Below are 14,680 nucleotides of genomic sequence, written 5' to 3'. Positions count from 1 at the left end.
TCACAAAACTATACTATCTTTATAGAGTAATGCAGGCACAGCTATCATATCATCACTTCTCACAAACAGTTTCACTGTTTGCTGCTGCTATTATTACTACAACAACAACCCTGTAAAGGGTTAACTATTTCCATATCATACCTTGGGTCTTTTGACTGTTTTACCTAAAACAGTTCTGTCATTTTCTTTTTTTCATTTTCAAAATATTTTATGAAGGTTCTCAAATTTGGCGGTAGCTCAGTAGCAAATGCAGGGAATATTGAAAAAGTAATCAATATAGTATTTGATCAATCTGCAGCAGAGAAAAAACTGGTGGTAGTTTCAGCATTGGGAGGAGTTACAGATAAACTATTACAACTTGCAGCTCTGGCATCGGTTGCCGATGAGGGGTATAAAAAGGTTCTGGAAGAAATAGAACAAAAACACCTTGAATTGGTAAGGGCATTGCTGCCGATACAACAACAAAGTGCTACATTAAGTCTTGTAAAACAACAATTAAACGACCTGGAAAGTGTTTGTGATGGTGTTTATCTCCTGAAAGAATTATCACTCCGTACACAAGATAAAATTGTAGGATATGGCGAGCTTCTATCTTCACTGATTATTGCTGCGAAATTTCAAACACTTGGTAATCAGCAGTTGTGGGTTGATTCAAGAAACCTCATTGTAACAAATTCAAATCATTCAAGTGCTTTGGTCGATTTCACCATCACTAACGAAAGAATTGTTTCCTGGTTTAAGGCAAATGAATCCAATTATTATATAGCACCAGGTTTTATTGCAGCAAACCTTGCTGGACATACTACCACATTAGGTAGAGGCGGTTCTGATTATACAGCTGCTATTTATGCAGGGGCACTTGACGCTTCTACACTGGAAATTTGGACAGATGTAAGTGGTATGATGACTGCGGATCCCCGTATGGTTTCGAATGCAAAACCTATTGCCCAGATCTCTTATCAGGAAGCAATGGAGTTATCTCATTTCGGCGCAAAGATTATTTATCCGCCAACGATTCAACCTGTTATGCTGAAGAATATTCCTGTCTGGGTAAAAAATACTTTTGAACCGGAAGCACATGGTACATTAATAGAAAGCCGTTCATCTTCTACAGGTGAATTTATCCGGGGTATATCAAGCATAACAAGTATTAGTCTTTTAAGTTTGGAAGGTAGCGGCATGGTAGGAATACCCGGTTTTTCAAAACGATTGTTTGAATCACTTGCGAATGAACAAATCAATGTAATCCTAATTACACAAAGTTCATCTGAACATTCTATTTGTGTGGGTATTAATGAGGCAGATACCTTAAAAGCAAAAAGAGCAATCGACAACGCTTTTAGTTTTGAAATACAGACAGGGAAAGTAGATCCTTTAATCGTTGAAACCAATCTTGCTATTGTGGCACTGGTGGGCGAACAAATGAAAAGCCATCCAGGTGTAAGTGGAAAAATGTTCGGTTCGCTTGGGCGTAACGGTATTAATATTCGTGCTATAGCACAGGGCTCATCAGAAAAAAATATATCTGCAGTAATAGCCACGAAAGATGTTCGTAAAGCTATCAATGTATTGCATGAAGCATTTTTTGAAACCAGTTATAAACAACTCAATGTATTCATAGCTGGTGCCGGTAATGTTGGAAGCAAGCTGCTTAACCAAATAATGCAGCAACAAGAGGTGTTAAAGGAGCAACTGAACTTACAGTTGCGGGTTGTTGGGATAGCTAATAGTAAAAAAGCCCTGTTTGCAGAACAGGGTATTGAGTTGAATCAATGGCAATCATTATTAAATGACGCGCCTGCTTCTACCATTATGGATTTTGTGCAGCAGATAAAGGATAAAAATTTAAGGAACAGTGTATTTGTAGATGTTACTGCAAATGAATCGGTAGCTGGCGTATATGGCAATCTGTTAGAGAAAAGTATTTCCGTAGTTGCTTGTAATAAAATAGCCTGCTCTTCAGATTATGCAGCCTACAAAAGACTGAAGTCATTGGCACGTGAATACAATTCACTTTTCCTGTTTGAAACAAATGTAGGTGCAGGATTACCTGTTATTGGCACACTGAATGATTTATTAAGGAGCGGTGATAAAATTAATAAGATCAAAGCGGTTTTATCCGGAACCTTAAACTATGTTTTTAACCATTACGATGGCACAAAACCATTTGCAGAAATCGTTCGACAGGCACAAACCGAAGGATATACTGAACCAGATCCGCGTCTTGATTTAGGCGGAACAGATGTAATGCGTAAAATAATGATACTTGTGCGAGAAGCTGGACAGGTTCTGGAAATGGATCAAATTAATAATGAGTACTTCCTACCAGCGTCATGTTTTGAAGGATCAGTTGAAGATTTTTATGCAGAGATGGCCAATCAGGAAATGCATTTTAAAGCATTATTTGAAAAAGCTTCAGCAGAAAATGCCAAGTTGAAATTTGTGGCAACTTATGAAAATGGCAGAGCGGGTGTAGGACTTGAGCATATTCCACCAACATCTGATTTTTATCACTTGTATGGGAAAGATAACCTGGTATTGTTTTACACTGACCGCTATCCTGAACAGCCTTTGGTAATTAAAGGTGCTGGTGCGGGTGCCGATGTAACTGCATCTGGGGTTTTCGCAGACATTATTCGTGTAGCAAGAATATAATTTATGCAAGTAGGAAAACAAATAAAAGTACATGCTCCGGCAACTGTAGCCAATATGGTATGCGGTTTTGATATCCTTGGTTTTGCAGTGAAAGAACCATATGACGAAATGTGGCTAAGTCTAAAAGAAGAGCCCGGGATTACTATTATCAATAAAGATCCATTCGGTTTACCAGTACATCCCGATAAAAATGTAGCAGGAGTTGCCTTACAGGCTATGTTGTCAGTTTTAAATGTTTCGGTTGGTTTTGAATTAGTGATAAACAAACACATTAAACCCGGTAGTGGCGTTGGATCAAGTGCAGCAAGTTCAGCAGGGGCAGTAGTTGCCGCGAATGCTTTGCTAGATAAGATGTTTACCAAAGAAGACCTGGTAAGATTTGCCATGCACGGTGAAAAACTGGCTTCCGGAGTAAAGCACGCCGATAATATTGCACCTTGTATTTATGGAGGTGTAACCCTGGTTAGGTCAATTCATCCGCTTGATATTATACCACTTACTTCCCCTCCTTTATATATCACTATTGTACATCCGCAGATCGAAGTACGCACTGCCGATGCGAGAAGTATTCTAAAAAAACAAGTGTACCTGAAAGATGCAATTAAACAATGGGGAAATATAGCAGGGTTGGTAGCTGGATTATTACAGAGCGATTACTCTTTGATAGGACGTTCGCTGGAAGATGTATTGATAGAACCCGTAAGAAGTATACTTATTCCCGGTTTTGATAATATAAAACGGAAGAGTAAAGAAGCTGGCGCATTGGGTGGCGGTATATCCGGATCCGGCCCATCAATATTTATGCTAAGCGAAGCGGAATCAACCGCCCATGAGATTGCAGAACTGATGCAGGACGAATACCGGCTATTAGGCCTGGATAATCATACTTACGTAACAACACTAAATACTACCGGAGTAGAAATGGTGAATTTATAAAAGAGAATATGTATGCGTTATTATAGTTTAAACAAACAATCAAAAGATGTTGATTTTAGAACTGCTACCATCCAGGGGCAGGCACCTGATAAAGGACTCTATTTTCCTGCAGAACTACCAAAGCTGTCGCCATCGTTTATTGCAGCTTTGCCTGATTTGGACCGGGAAGAACTGGCTTATGAAGTGATGAAGCCTTATGTGGGAGAAAATATTCCTGCTAATGAACTGTATTCGATCATTAAAGAAACAATCGACTTTCCATTTCCACTGGTTCAATTGAATGAAACATATTATTCGCTTGAACTATTCCATGGACCTACACTGGCATTTAAAGATGTTGGGGCAAGGTTTATGAGCAGATGTCTTGGTTATTTTTCAAAAGACAGGCAAACAAAAACTACGGTACTTGTAGCAACTTCCGGTGATACTGGCGGAGCGGTTGCAAATGGGTTTCTTGGTGTGGAAGGAGTAGAAGTGGTTATTCTATACCCATCCGGTAAAGTTAGCAATGTGCAGGAATTACAACTAACTACCTGCGGCCAAAATATTACGGCCTTAGAAGTTCAGGGAAGCTTTGATGACTGCCAGGCCATGGTAAAAGAGGCATTTATGGATTCAACGCTTCAAACCAGCTTAAGTCTTACCTCAGCAAACTCTATTAATGTTGCACGCTGGCTTCCGCAACAACTGTATTATTTCTTTGCCCTGCAACAGTGGAAGGATAAATATACCCCCCCTGTTATAGCCGTTCCCAGTGGAAATTTTGGCAATATCTGTGCAGGCTTATTAGCCCGTTATTCAGGATTGCCGGTTAATAAATTTATTGCAGCTTGTAATATTAATGATACGGTTACTCCTTACCTTGAAACAGGTGTATTTAGACCTAAGGCTGCTATTCAAACCATTTCTAATGCAATGGATGTGGGTAATCCCAGCAACCTGAGCAGGATTATTGAACTATTCAAGCAGGAGGGTATAGCCATTCAGGACATAGTACAAACAGCCTGTGTTACGGATGCAGCAACCATGACTTGTATGCTGGATGTATATAAAGAGTATGGTTATACCCTTGACCCGCACGGTGCTGTTGCTTTTGCAGCGTTACAAAAATTATTGAAACCTGGTGAAAAAGGGATATTCCTTGAAACTGCGCATCCTGTAAAATTTCCTGATACGGTCACCAGGACTATCGGCAAATCACCGGAACAGCCTGCCGCGATAGAACCACTGTTTAAAAAGGAGAAAAAAAGTATTCTAATGCATGCATCATTTCATGCCTTAAAAGAATGGTTGATGGACAGATAAAAATTAGTGATGCTTTGCGTTGAAGTAAACAATGAAAGTGCTTCCTTTATCAACGTCACTTTCAACTGTAATGGACCCACCCATGGCTTCAACCTGTGTTTTTGTAATAAAAAGGCCAACTCCTTTGGCTTCTTCGTGACGATGGAATGTTTTATTAAGACCAAATAATTTGTCACTATGTCTGTTGAGATCAATACCAAGCCCATTGTCTTTAAACCTGAGTATCAGTATGCCGTTTTCAAAGAGTGTTTCAGCAAATATTACAGGAGTACGCTGTGGCGATCTGTATTTAAGTGAATTAGACAGAAGGTTTTGCAAAATACTTTCCAGATAAAGTCTCGGATATTCAATGGCCGGAGCTTTGGTAAAATTGTAACTCACCACAGCTTCTGTTTCCATGATCTTCCCGATCATACTATCCCGTACTTTTTTAAATATATCTTCAAACAGTAATGATTCCCTTTTTCTGCCTGTGTCTTCCTGTATTTTTAAGGCATCAACCAACTCATTCAATGTGGCGGAAAGATTATGGATAACCGTTTCGAATTTTTCGAATAAAATTGCCCTTTCTTCTTCTGTCTGACTTTCTTTATACAACCATAATAATGAGTTAAGGTTGCTTACGGGAGAGCGTAAGTTGTGTGATGTGATATGGGCGAAATTCAGCAATTGCTGGTTTTTTTGCTGTAATTGAAAAGATAGTATTTCCTGATCTGTTCTTGATTTTCTTATATCAGAAAAATCAGTAGCCATACCACAAATTGCGAAAACCTCATTGTTTTCATCAAATAAAGGGAATTTGTTAATCAGGAGTGTCTTTGAACTTCCGTTAAATACTGCAGTCGTTTCAGCCGTTTGCGATTCCTTTGAAGCTATAATGGCTGATTCGTTGCTGACCAGTTTTGAGGCAAAGTCTTCCGGAAAAATTTCAAAGGATGTTTTACCAATGATCTCATCAATTTGCATATCAAAATCTTCAGCAAAACGTTTGTTGACCAGTAAATATATTCCTTTGATATCCTTAACAAAAATTGCAGCATCTGCATTATTAATAATACCTTTTAGGAGTTGCTCACTTTTCCATAGTTCATTCTTACTATCCTGGAGTGCATTTACTGACTCGTGAAGTTCGTCGGTTCTTTTTTGTACAATCAGCTCAAGATTTTTATTAAGATCAGATATCTGGTCTTCCGCTATGTTTTTTTTGATATTGATTTTATTAAGCTGTTTTGCAGATAGTGCAATGCTTATTAATCCTATAAGAATAAATACTGTGGTTAATGATATGAAGCCAAGTTCTACGCTTAGAATACCCTTTTGAAATAAATATACCCTGAGTGTACTGATTAATATTACCGTGATGGTTAAGGCGGGAAATAATTGGCGGGCCATGATATTTCCAACCCCATTTCCTGTAAATAAACCGGTGAACCCTAATTTTTCATTCCATAGCGAAGCAGCAATTGAGCTTATAAAGAATATAAGCGCTGTGTGAAAAGACATTGTTTTTAGGGTTGGTATTTCACTAAACACAGGAACTTTTAAAAGAAACCCAATGATCACAAGAGAGGATATCAATGTAATTGTATGAAAGCAATATTGGGCGAATTTTCTCAATGACTCTCGATGTGACTTCATTATTAAAAAACCGATCCCAAAAAGTATAAAAGAAAATGAAGCACCATGCGCCATTCTTCCGGGTGGATAATTAGTTGTTCTGGTGATAAAATTATCTTTTACAAAAAATTCGTCGATGCCCAGATCGGCAGCTATAAAAACTTGTAACAGGGTTGTAAACCCTGTTAATATTAATATAAGACTGAATACAAGTTTGAGTGTATGCCATTTTTCAACTGTAATAGCAATTAATATAATATTCGTAAGTATGAATAGTAAAGCTGCATTAAATTTCATTTCCTGATGTCCGGGCAAAAAGCTGGTAAGGGTTGGAATGCGCAGAAACCAGCCTAAAGCTACGATGGTGCTTAGTATAAGACCAAGAACTGCTGCCAACCTGATATACTTTTTTTTGTCGGCTAAATTCATGGGAGAGAAAGCGTTTGTAAAGTGATTTTAAAGGTAAAGTAATAAAAGTATTGCAAGAATTTTAATCTGTTATGGCTTCACCTTGCCTATTAATAAGCCAACAGATCATTTTCAGCAAGATTTGTAAGGATAATATTTAAGTCCCGTCCATTAGTTTTTACTATCATCAAGAAATTAAAAGTAAATTATATGAAGCCGTTTATCATGAAGCTTAAATATGCATTAATAATTACCGGCCTATTTAGTATAGGAATTCTATTTGGTCAGGATCAAGCTGTTAGAATAAAAAACTTTAATCTGTCGGGTCAGGGAATTGCCATTGAAGGATATGATCCGGTGTCATATTTTTTAGAAAAAAAACCTGTAAAAGGGAAAAAAGAACTGGCAGTATATTACCAGGGGGTTAGCTATTGGTTTAGCACTCCTGAACACAAGGCTTTATTTCTTAAAAATCCAACTACTTATGAGCCGGCTTATGGAGGTTGGTGTGCTTATGCGATGGGTGCAAAGGGTGAAAAGGTAAGTATTGATCCCGAAACGTATAAAATAGTTAATAATAAGCTTTACCTCTTTTATAACCGTTTTTTTAATAATACCCTGAAAGAGTGGAATAAAGATGAAACTAACCTCAAATCAAAAGCTGATCAATCCTGGAATAAAATCATTCAACAATAATTTATGCAACCAAAACTACAAACAATTTTACAGTGGGTTCTAAGGTTTATTGCCGCCATTATAATGCTGCAAACCTTATATTTTAAATTTTCTGGTGCTGAAGAATCGGTTTATATATTTACCCAAATGGGTATAGAACCCTGGGGAAGATATGTTACTGGTATTGCGGAACTTATTGCCTCTATCTTAATTTTGTACAAACCACTTACCGCATTTGGGTCACTTATGGCAGTGGGCATTATGAGTGGAGCATTGGTTTCTCATATTTTAGTACTGGGAGTAGTGGTAAAGGATGATAATGGCTTGTTATTTTCCTATGCCCTGATTGTTTGGCTTGCCTCAGTAATACTTGCCTGGTTAAACAGGGCTCAACTAGTCGATTTTCTTAAAAAATTTAAAAAAGGCAATTGATTTACTTTATATTGCTATAGCAGGTATCATTAAAGTGTCGGCAGGATTTGAACTTTAGTCGGTGAAAATAGGCGCTTCATTAGAAAATTGCCCGGAAAATAGGGTTTTCATAAAAGAACACTATTTTCACCGGAAAGATGATAAATACAGCAGGCAAAACCTAGTTGTATAAGAAATCGTATCTAACTTATAAACAGTTGAAAGAAAAAAACTGATTCTACCAATTTTAAAAAGATAGAACCCGTTAATATGCAAATTGCCTACGCTATTAAAAATGTATTTGTTCAGTTACATGAAACATTAGATAAGTTAACCCCTGAGCAATATACTGCCTGCAGTAAATCTCTTTTTAATGCTACTATTGGACAGCATGTAAGGCATATTGTAGAGCTTTTTCAATGTCTTGAATCAGGGTATGAAACAGGCCTGGTTAATTATGAAAAAAGGAAGAGAGATAAAGCCATTGAAACTGACAAAGATCTGGCCATCTCATTATTGCACCAGATCAGTAACAATCTTATACGTGCTGATAAACCCATTCAACTCGAAATGAGTTATGATGATGTGTCGAATGAAACAATCAATGTAGAAAGTAACTATTATCGGGAAGTTGTTTATAACCTGGAACACACTGTGCATCATATGGCCCTGATCAGGGTAGGTGTTGGTGAATTATCAGATATTATCCTTCCTGAAGGCTTTGGTGTAGCCACTTCTACTATTAAACATAGGGAAGCATGTGCACAGTAACCTATATCCCGCTCCAAAATAAAGTACTACTTACCTCTAATCGCGATGAAAAAGGAACACGCGAGAAGGCCATTCAACCTGGCATTACCAGTTATGGCAACAAAAAACTTCTTTTCCCAAAAGATGCTCAGGCAGGTGGTACCTGGATAGCGGCATCTGATGCCGGATCGATCATGGTATTGTTAAACGGTGGTTTTATTAAACATGAACCTGCTGCACAATACAGGAAAAGCAGAGGCCTGATATTCCTCGACATTTTAACGGAAGAGAAAGCGATTCCCGCCTTTAAAAAAATACATTTATTAGGTATTGAACCATTTACACTGGTAATTTGGGAGGACGATAAACTATTTGAATGCAGGTGGAGCGGCGAGGAAAAATATATCCGGGAAATGGATGCAACAAAACCCCATATCTGGTCGTCGGTAACATTATATACATCTGATATCATACATAAAAGAGAACAGTGGTTCAATGAATGGTTAACACAATTTCCGCAACCAACTGTTTCAGATATTCTTTCATTTCACCTATTTGGCGGAGAAGGAGATAAAGAGAATGATATTCGAATGAACCGGAATAATACCATGTTTACGGTAAGTGTAACAAGTGTTGAGTGTAATCGAAATAAGGCAGTAATGCATTATGAAGACCTTGTTAGCCAACAAAAAACGGAAGCTTCAATTGCATTTGTTCAGGAACAACCGGTAGCCTAACTTTCCCTCATGTTATTGATCAACAAGCTAAAGGATCATCCATTATTTATAAAAATATTTCATTGGGAATATTGGCCTTTTGCGGTGCTCTATGCACCTATGTATCCCTATTGGTTTTGGCTTTGCCTTAAAGCAAGGGCATTCTTCTTTATAAATGCCGCAAACCCAACTATTCGAAATGGAGGCTTTCTTATGGAAAGCAAAAAAGAGATCTATGATCTTCTTCCTAAAGGCACTTATCCGGAAACCTTATTTTTTGCTGTAGGCACCGAAGGTAATATTGTATTAAATAAGGTAAAGAATGTCGGTATCGCTTATCCTGCTATTGCAAAACCTGATATTGGAATGCGGGGAATGAGTGTAAAAAAGATCGAAAATGACCAGGAGCTACTTGAATATGCAAAAAACAGCAAAGTAGATTTTTTGGTTCAGGCCTATATACCTTATGAAGACGAACTAGGGATATTTTATTGTCGCATCCCTGGTGAGGAGAAAGGAAGCATTACGGGTATCGTTGGAAAGGAGTTACTGGCGGTTACCGGAGATGGTTGTTCAACCGTAGAGAAATTATTACTACAAAACACCAGATTTATTCTTCAGTTGCCTGCATTAAGAAAAACAATTCCAACTGAATTATCAGTTGTACTACCAAAAGGGGAACGAAAAATATTGGTTCCTTATGGCAACCATGCCCGGGGGGCGAAATTTTTAGATGTCAGCTATCTCGCAGATGTACAGCTAAGTGAAACAATTGATCAACTGGCAAAAAAAATCAACGGATTTTATTATGGCAGAATGGATGTCAGGTACGATACAATTGAAGCATTGAGAGAAGGAAAAAACTTTTCAATCATTGAATTAAACGGATCTGGCAGCGAACCAACCCATATTTATGATCCGTCACATTCTGTTTTCTTTGCGTGGAAGGAAATTATCAGGCATTGGAATATAATGTACCGAATAAGCAAAATCAATCATAAAAATGGGGTGCCTTATATGACCAGAAAAGAAGGACTGGCAATGCTTAAAGCCAATCGTCAGTTGGTAGAAGATATTTCCTGATTTTCTTACTTACCCTTTCCCAAAATGATTTTCAAGATCTATCATGATAAATCCTGAAAATCATGAAGATCTGTGTTCCATCATACACGAACTTATAGCTCGCGCACAAATTTCTCCAGTCATTAATAATTTACATGGCAAAGTTCCCCCGATAAAGTAATTTGCGCGCACAAAGTATCGAAGCTATATGTTACAAAATGCAAAGGCTTTTCTGTTCGATTTGAATGGAACCATGATTGATGATATGCATTATCATAAACAGGTTTGGTTTGATATTCTCACCAAAGACCTGGGTGCTGATTTAAGCTGGGAACAGGTAGCTTCTCACATGTACGGGAAAAACGTAGAATTATTAATCCGCATTTTTGGTCCAGATAAGTTTACACCTGAAGAAATGGATCGGCTATCAGTAGAGAAAGAAAAAAGATACCAGTCACTTTACAGACCTCATCTGGCACTACTACCCGGGTTAGATATTTTCCTTGATCAGGCAAAAGCAAAGAACATTAAAATGGGGATCGGCTCTGCTGCTATTTTATTTAATATTGATTTTGCGATAGACGGGTTATCAATCCGACATTATTTTGATTCTATAGTTGGAGCTGAAAATGTAAAAGACAGTAAACCCGATCCTGAAACCTATTTAAAAGGAGCTGCTGAACTGGGGCTCAATCCTGCCGATTGTATTGTATTCGAAGATGCACCTAAAGGGGTGGAAGCCGCTTATAATGCCGGAATGAAAGCAGTAGTATTGACTACGATGCATACTGCGGATGAATTCAGTGAGTATCCGAATATCCTTACATATGCAAATGATTATAAAAGTTTAATCCCGCTGCTGGGTTAACTTTCAAAATAAAAGGGGTTCTTTTCGGAACCCCTTTTATTTTGAAAGCTGGTAATCAATTACCAGAATCTTACATACAATGCGGTAAGCAGCAACAATGTTATAATGATTAACACTAAAACGGAGTTACTTACTTTAAACATACCTTTCTCGAAAATGAATGCTTTCGGATTAATTTTTGGTCCGCCAAGGCTAATACCAATCATTAATGCCATGGTAAAGAAGAAAGACCAACCCATGTTAATGAGGAATGGTATTTCAAATCCACCTTTTCCATTTGGATAAGCTGTATACAGAATGGTTTCATTACCCAACAATGCTGGAGCATAGTTGTTGAAGAATACAGAAAGTACAAAACCACAGATTACGCCCGCGATGGCAGCAGCACCAGTGGTTCTTTTCCAGAACATACCCAGTATAAACATTGCGAATACACCAGGACTAATAAAACCAGTGTATTTCTGAATAAAGGTAAATCCACCTTCACCACCAATACCTAATGTATCGTTCCAGGTAAATAAAACACTCACAATCATTGCAATAAAAATGGTAAGTCTTCCTGTCCACACCATTTTCTTTTCGTCAGCAGAAGGTTTCAGGTATTTTTTATAGATATCCAGGGTAAAAATGGTTGAGATGCTGTTAGCCTTACCTGCAAGGGAAGCAACAATTGCGGCAGTTAGTGCGGCAATAGATAATCCCTTTAATCCACTTGGCAAGAAGCTAAGGATAGCAGAATAGGCACCGTCTTTACTACCTCCTTCAAGTTGAGGAAGGTGACCATTTTTATATAAAACATAGGCTGCAATACCAGGTAACATTACAATTACCGGCATCATCAGTTTTAGTAAACCTGCAAATAAAATACCTGTTCTGGCGGTTTGCAGATTAGCGCCAAGTGCACGTTGTGTAATATATTGGTTACAACCCCAATAATTTAGGTTAACGATCCATTGTCCCGCGAAATACATTGCTATACCGGGAAGTACGAGGTATTTATTAATTTCTTCCTGAGTGGCATTTGGACCAGGTTTATCAAGAATCATGTGAAAGTGATCGGGAGCTTCCTTGAGCAATGTGTTAAACCCAGCGATCACATCTTTACCCAAACCAAATTTTTCACTCACGATCAGTAATGCCATATAGGTTGTAGCCAGACCTCCGATGATTAGTACTGCAACCTGTATAACATCTGTGTAACCAATTACTTTCATACCGCCCAGGGTAATTACCAGTGCAAATACTGCCAGTAATACCATGATCAGGTGAAGGTATTGCCCACCAACCAAACCATTGATGGCAACTGCTCCGAGATAAAGAATGGAAGTGAGGTTTACAAATACATATAAGAATAGCCAAAATACCGCCATGATCAAGGCCACCGTTTCATTATAACGGTTGGTAAGGAACTGGGGCATGGTAAAAATCTTATTCTTAAGATAGATTGGCATGAACCAGATGGCAATAATGATTAATGCCAGGGCTGCGATCCATTCATAGGCAGCAACTGCAGTTCCCACAAAAAAGCCCTCTCCGCTCATTCCAATAAATTGCTCCGCAGAAATATTGGAAGCAATCAATGAAGCGCCGATGGCCCACCAGGTAAGTGAACCTTCTGCAAGGAAGAAATCCTTGGTATCGGTTGTTGCTTTCTTCTTTCGAAGGTAAATCCAGTACCCATAGCTGGCTACAATGATAAAGTAGAACAGAAAGACAATAATGTCAATGGTGGCAAGTCCTTTCATTGGTTTTTGGTTTTCGTAGATTGTAATTTCGCTTTTTATTGATAAAATTTATCATTCCAGCGTAATTCATTTTTAAATTGATACAGTTTGGTATTATTATTTATGCATACAAACTCAATTCCAGCCATTCCTGCAAAGTCTTCCATTTGCTCAGCATTGATATTCTGGGAGTAGCAGGTATGGTGAGCGCCTCCGGCCAGAATCCAGGCTGCGCAGCCATTATGCATGTCTGGATAAGGCTTCCAGAGAACCCTGGCCACTGGTAGTTTCGGTAGACTGCTGATTGGAGCCACTGCCATTACATCGTTCACCAGTAAACGGAAACGATTACCCATATCAACAATAGAAGCATTAATGGCAGGCCCTGATCCGGAGTTGAAAACAAGTCTTACAGGATCAGCTTTACCCCCAATTCCCAGAGGATGTATTTCACAGCTGGGCTTACCATCTGCAATTGATTCACAGATTTCAAGCATGTGGGCGCCAAGTACGAGTTTATTATCCGGGTTAAAGTGGTAAGTATAATCCTCCATAAATGAATTGCCCCCTTTCAATCCACTACCCATTACTTTCATGGCACGAACAAGTGCGGCAGTCTTCCAATCGCCCTCTCCTGCAAACCCATAACCCTTACTCATTAAACGCTGGGCTGCAATACCAGGTAATTGTTCAAGTCCATGAAGATCTTCGAACGTGGTTGTAAAGCCCTTAAAATTTCCTTGCTTGAGGAATCGTTCGATACCCAGCTCTATTTTGGCTGCCGCTTTTAAGGAAGCATGCTGGGCCGCCCCCTTTTGCAAGCTATCCATTAATGTATAACTGGCGATGTATTCTTCTACGAGCGTACTAATATCACCTTCAGTTACTTCTTCCATTACCTGTACCAGATCACCTACACCATAAGTATTTACTGAATAGCCAAACTTTATTTCTGCTTCTACTTTATCGCCTTCAGTAACGGCAACAAAGCGCATATTATCTCCGAAGCGAACAAAGCGTGCACCCTGCCAATCATTCCAACCGGCTGCAGCTCTTATCCAGCCATTGATTTTTTCTATGCATTCAGGATCACTCCAGTGACCCACTACTACTTTCCGCTCAATACGCATACGACTCATGATAAAACCGAATTCTCTGTCACCATGCGCACTTTGATTCAGGTTCATGAAATCCATATCAATGGTAGCCCAGGGAATATCACGGTTAAACTGTGTATGAAAATGCAACACAGGTTTACGTAATATTTTTAGACCACCGATCCACATTTTAGCCGGAGAGAAAGTGTGCATCCAGGTAATAATACCAATACAGTTTTCGGTATTATTTGCTTCCTGGCATATTGCATATATTTCTTCTGATGATTTTACAGTAGGCTTATAAACTATTTGAACCGGCATGCTAGGCGTTTGGTTCAAGGCGTCGGCAATAACGGTAGAATTTGCTGCTACCTGCTTAAGAGTTTCTTCACCATACAAATGTTGGCTTCCTGTAACAAACCAAACTTCCAGTTGCTTCAGATTAATCATGTTGAT

Annotated in this window: 12 protein-coding genes; 9 read left to right on the top strand and 3 right to left on the bottom strand. The window is 38.6% G+C overall.

All coding sequences use genetic code 11. From position 1 onward, the window contains the following. The first annotated feature begins 210 nt into the window (after positions 1 to 210). The 3 genes from thrA to thrC are packed head-to-tail and all read left to right on the top strand — an operon-like array spanning position 211 to position 4,896. Complete coding sequence (gene thrA / locus ACH30E_RS00365; RefSeq protein ID WP_490823152.1) at positions 211 to 2,655, top strand: bifunctional aspartate kinase/homoserine dehydrogenase I; 2,445 nt, start codon at positions 211 to 213, stop codon at positions 2,653 to 2,655. 3 nt (positions 2,656 to 2,658) lie between these two features. Further along, a complete protein-coding gene (locus ACH30E_RS00360) occupies positions 2,659 to 3,591 on the top strand; it encodes a homoserine kinase (protein ID WP_490823151.1) in 933 nt (310 codons plus the stop codon). A gap of 12 nt (positions 3,592 to 3,603) precedes the next feature. Next, complete coding sequence (gene thrC / locus ACH30E_RS00355; protein WP_490823150.1) at positions 3,604 to 4,896, top strand: threonine synthase; 1,293 nt, start codon at positions 3,604 to 3,606, stop codon at positions 4,894 to 4,896. A gap of 3 nt (positions 4,897 to 4,899) precedes the next feature. Here thrC and ACH30E_RS00350 read toward each other — a convergent pair whose 3' ends face one another. Then, positions 4,900 to 6,942: an ATP-binding protein gene (locus ACH30E_RS00350; RefSeq protein ID WP_490823149.1), complete on the bottom strand. Its 2,043-nt coding sequence runs from the start codon at positions 6,940 to 6,942 to the stop codon at positions 4,900 to 4,902. A gap of 189 nt (positions 6,943 to 7,131) precedes the next feature. Between ACH30E_RS00350 and ACH30E_RS00345 the strand changes: the two genes are divergently transcribed. From ACH30E_RS00345 to ACH30E_RS00320, 6 genes are all read left to right on the top strand, one after another. Continuing rightward, positions 7,132 to 7,617, top strand: a complete 486-nt coding sequence (locus tag ACH30E_RS00345) for a YHS domain-containing (seleno)protein (RefSeq protein WP_490823148.1) — start codon at positions 7,132 to 7,134, stop codon at positions 7,615 to 7,617. 3 nt (positions 7,618 to 7,620) lie between these two features. Further along, on the top strand, positions 7,621 to 8,028 hold the full coding sequence (locus tag ACH30E_RS00340; protein WP_490823147.1) for a DoxX family membrane protein: 408 nt from the start codon (positions 7,621 to 7,623) through the stop codon (positions 8,026 to 8,028). 249 nt (positions 8,029 to 8,277) lie between these two features. Further along, complete coding sequence (locus ACH30E_RS00335; RefSeq protein WP_294993426.1) at positions 8,278 to 8,778, top strand: hypothetical protein; 501 nt, start codon at positions 8,278 to 8,280, stop codon at positions 8,776 to 8,778. Continuing rightward, positions 8,766 to 9,494 carry an NRDE family protein gene (locus ACH30E_RS00330; protein WP_294993429.1) on the top strand — a complete coding sequence of 243 codons (729 nt, stop codon included), beginning with the start codon at positions 8,766 to 8,768 and terminating at the stop codon, positions 9,492 to 9,494. The genes ACH30E_RS00335 and ACH30E_RS00330 overlap by 13 nt, the downstream gene beginning before the upstream one ends. A gap of 9 nt (positions 9,495 to 9,503) precedes the next feature. Continuing rightward, a complete protein-coding gene (locus ACH30E_RS00325; protein ID WP_490823146.1) occupies positions 9,504 to 10,556 on the top strand; it encodes an ATP-grasp domain-containing protein in 1,053 nt (350 codons plus the stop codon). A 187-nt stretch (positions 10,557 to 10,743) separates the two neighbouring features. Then, on the top strand, positions 10,744 to 11,403 hold the full coding sequence (locus ACH30E_RS00320; RefSeq protein ID WP_294993435.1) for an HAD family hydrolase: 660 nt from the start codon (positions 10,744 to 10,746) through the stop codon (positions 11,401 to 11,403). 59 nt (positions 11,404 to 11,462) lie between these two features. Here the strand turns inward: ACH30E_RS00320 and ACH30E_RS00315 are convergent, their stop codons facing one another. Further along, a complete protein-coding gene (locus tag ACH30E_RS00315; protein ID WP_294993437.1) occupies positions 11,463 to 13,148 on the bottom strand; it encodes a sodium:solute symporter family transporter in 1,686 nt (561 codons plus the stop codon). Positions 13,149 to 13,183: 35 nt separating this feature from the next. Beyond that, positions 13,184 to 14,674, bottom strand: coding sequence for an L-arabinose isomerase (gene araA, locus ACH30E_RS00310; protein WP_490823145.1), 1,491 nt, complete (start codon positions 14,672 to 14,674; stop codon positions 13,184 to 13,186). Positions 14,675 to 14,680 lie beyond the last annotated feature (6 nt).

The sequence above is a fragment of the Sediminibacterium sp. FW305-C-61 genome, assembly GCF_058231065.1.
This window is presented reverse-complemented; position numbering and strand designations above follow the sequence as displayed.

Excerpts from the sequence above, each read along its gene's own strand:
- ACH30E_RS00340 (WP_490823147.1), top strand. The coding sequence starts at position 7,621 with ATGCAACCAAAACTACAAACAATTTTACAGTGGGTTCTAAGGTTTATT.
- ACH30E_RS00360 (WP_490823151.1), top strand. The coding sequence starts at position 2,659 with ATGCAAGTAGGAAAACAAATAAAAGTACATGCTCCGGCAACTGTAGCC.
- ACH30E_RS00320 (WP_294993435.1), top strand. The coding sequence starts at position 10,744 with ATGTTACAAAATGCAAAGGCTTTTCTGTTCGATTTGAATGGAACCATG.
- ACH30E_RS00345 (WP_490823148.1), top strand. The coding sequence starts at position 7,132 with ATGAAGCCGTTTATCATGAAGCTTAAATATGCATTAATAATTACCGGC.
- araA (WP_490823145.1), bottom strand. The coding sequence starts at position 14,674 with ATGATTAATCTGAAGCAACTGGAAGTTTGGTTTGTTACAGGAAGCCAA.
- ACH30E_RS00325 (WP_490823146.1), top strand. The coding sequence starts at position 9,504 with ATGTTATTGATCAACAAGCTAAAGGATCATCCATTATTTATAAAAATA.
- ACH30E_RS00335 (WP_294993426.1), top strand. The coding sequence starts at position 8,278 with ATGCAAATTGCCTACGCTATTAAAAATGTATTTGTTCAGTTACATGAA.
- ACH30E_RS00350 (WP_490823149.1), bottom strand. The coding sequence starts at position 6,942 with ATGAATTTAGCCGACAAAAAAAAGTATATCAGGTTGGCAGCAGTTCTT.
- ACH30E_RS00315 (WP_294993437.1), bottom strand. The coding sequence starts at position 13,148 with ATGAAAGGACTTGCCACCATTGACATTATTGTCTTTCTGTTCTACTTT.
- thrA (WP_490823152.1), top strand. The coding sequence starts at position 211 with ATGAAGGTTCTCAAATTTGGCGGTAGCTCAGTAGCAAATGCAGGGAAT.
- thrC (WP_490823150.1), top strand. The coding sequence starts at position 3,604 with ATGCGTTATTATAGTTTAAACAAACAATCAAAAGATGTTGATTTTAGA.
- ACH30E_RS00330 (WP_294993429.1), top strand. The coding sequence starts at position 8,766 with ATGTGCACAGTAACCTATATCCCGCTCCAAAATAAAGTACTACTTACC.